The 2,476-nt window shown below is 62.2% G+C and carries 1 protein-coding gene; it reads right to left on the bottom strand.

What is annotated here, in order from left to right:
- Nucleotides 1-133 precede the first annotated feature (133 nt).
- On the bottom strand, nucleotides 134-1,915 hold the full coding sequence (locus ABZ862_RS38405) for a reverse transcriptase domain-containing protein (RefSeq protein ID WP_360969252.1): 1,782 nt from the start codon (nucleotides 1,913-1,915) through the stop codon (nucleotides 134-136).
- Between the last annotated feature and the right edge of the window lie 561 nt (nucleotides 1,916-2,476).

The following is a 2,476-nucleotide window of genomic DNA, read 5'->3' as shown; positions in this document are numbered from 1 at the left end:
CGGCGGCAGCCGGCGAGCCAGGCCGTTGGGTCGGCCGCGCGGCGAGGTGCTCGCCGTGAGGGCGAGTCCTGTTCCGCGCGGCCTCCCGCCGAACCGGACATGACGGTTTCCCGGTCATCCGGCTCTCCAGTGACTACGGCGTGAGTGGTCTGGCTGGCTGTTCCGAATGGATGCGGTCGTGGCAGGTGTCGCAGGCCACGACAGTTTTACGTCGCCGGTGAAGCATGACGCGCGCCCAGTCGGAAGGCTGCCATCCGGCATGTGCGAGGTCGGCGAGGGCACGGACGTGATGCACTTGCACGTTGCCCTTGCTTCCGCAGATCTCGCAGGTGTCCGCCAGGAGTCTCGCGATGAGTTCCTTTTGCGGATAGTCCACCCTGACTGGCTCACGGTCGGCGAGTTCCGCCGTCCGCTGCCGTTGGAGAGGAATCCCACCGAATCGTGCCACCAGTGGTTTCCTGTTCTTCCGCTCGATACGGGCCTCGAAACACACTCGGGGCCCGTTGGGAGATTCGATTCTGGCCTTGTGCTTGGCGGCCATCTTCGACACTGACGAGCGGTGCTTGGCCGCGAGAGTCTTGAGCATGGACGTCTCCATGACCCATTGCAGCCGGTGCAGCCGGAAGACGTCTCCGGCAAGCAGGTAGTACTGGACAACGCCCCGGTAGACGGTCCCGAAAGTCGCCACGATCGCGTGATCGCTGCTGTTGATCAGGGCTGTCCTCTTCGCGGGTTTTCCGCGGGTGATATAGGGGGCGCATTTGGCTTTGATCACATCCCGCGGGACACGGAGTGCTATCTGACCGTTGACCCGACGGTAACGGCCGGTTTTCTTCGTGTCGTTGTGCTGGATCGTGATCTCATAGCCGAGAAACCTTGCTGCCCGGGTGCGGGCATGAGTGATCAGTGTCTTCTCCTGGGACAGTTCCAGCTTGAGTTCGTCACGCAGGAACTGAGCCAAGCGTTGTTTGATCTGCTCGGCCTCGGCTTTGGGTCCGGTGAAACCAAGGAGGTGATCGTCTGCGTAGCGGACATAGCGCAGCCTACGGTATCCCGGATCATTCGGATCCGAACTCGGTAGGCTGACCATCCGCTGACGCAACGCTCGGGCTTGGACCCGGTCGCCGCGCCGGCGGGCTTTGGCCAGCAGATTTTGCAACTCCAGGTAAGCCGGGTTGCGGGCCCGGCGGTCTCCTCGGGTGTACTCCGGAATCAGAACTGTATCGACGAACTCGTCCAGTTTGTGCAGGTAGATGTTGGACAGGACCGGGGATGCCACTCCGCCTTGCGGTGCTCCGGAGAGCGTGGCGCCCCATCTCCAGTCCTCCAGGTATCCGGCTGTCAGCATGTTGCGCACCAGCCGCAGAAACCGCTGGTCATGGATCTTCTCGCCGAGGATCGACAGCAGGACCTGGTGGTCCAGGCTGCCGAAGCAGTCGGCGATGTCCCCCTCGATGAACCAGGACGTCCCGGTCCAGGTGTGGTCCACCTCCCGCAATGCGGTGTGGCAGCCACGGCGGGGACGGAACCCATGAGAGCGGTCGGAGAACATCGGCTCGTAATACGCCTCAAGCAACAGGCGGACCACTTCACCAACGAGCTTGTCCGACCAGGTCGGCAGTCCCAACGGGCGTGTCTTCCCATTCTTCTTCGGGATATGGACACGTCGAACCGGACGGAAGCGGTAACGCTCGTGGCGCATCGCCTCAATGATCCGATCGATCTTCCGCTGCGACATGCCGTCCACGGTTTCCGATGTGACCCCGGGCGTCATCGCGCCATGGTTGGCGTAGATACGGCCGTAGGCCAGCAGATACAACTGCGGGTTGAACAGCTGTCGATACAGTTCATCACACGGCAGGCCACGCCTGCCGCGTGCACGCAGGACACCCAGCACCGTTTTGGCGTTCTGCATTCCGCATACCTCCCGGCTTCGAGTGTCCGAATCACCTGGCCCCCTTCGCCCGATGCGGACGGCTTTCCCGTCCTCCCTGGCCGGTCGTGACTCCGGCGACTACTACGGGGCCTCCGTCGCCATAGGATTCTCATCCCGTAGGCGATCCCACGTTCGTCTCTGTCTGTACGTTCTAGCGCGACACAGGCGTCCCACTCATCTCCTTGAATATCCTCGTTGGACATCGCTCCGCACCCCGGAGGTACACCGGGTAACAATGAAACCCCGTGCAGAATGCGGCGCCGGTTACAGCTGTCATTTCCGGCGGATGGGAACTTGCATCTTCTGGAGATTGGGCTTCAAACAATCCAGTCTTCGCCATATCGCGCGGGCCGCCCAGCACACCATCTCCGACAACTGAGCCCGGTCACTGGTTTTCTGACATGCTGTTGTCCCCTTCACCTTTCGGATCCAGGTAAGTCATCCGGCCCAGGAACCTCCTTCCGAGTTCCTCCCGGCTCAGCCGGGGATACAAACAGAGCGCCTCGTGGCGCACATGGTGCGTTCGATGGTCCAGCGGTG

The sequence above is a fragment of the Streptomyces sp. NPDC047000 genome (genome assembly GCF_040644295.1).
Lineage (GTDB): Bacteria > Actinomycetota > Actinomycetes > Streptomycetales > Streptomycetaceae > Streptomyces.
The sequence above is the reverse complement of the archived record's forward strand: the minus strand, read 5'-3'. Positions and strand labels throughout refer to the sequence as shown.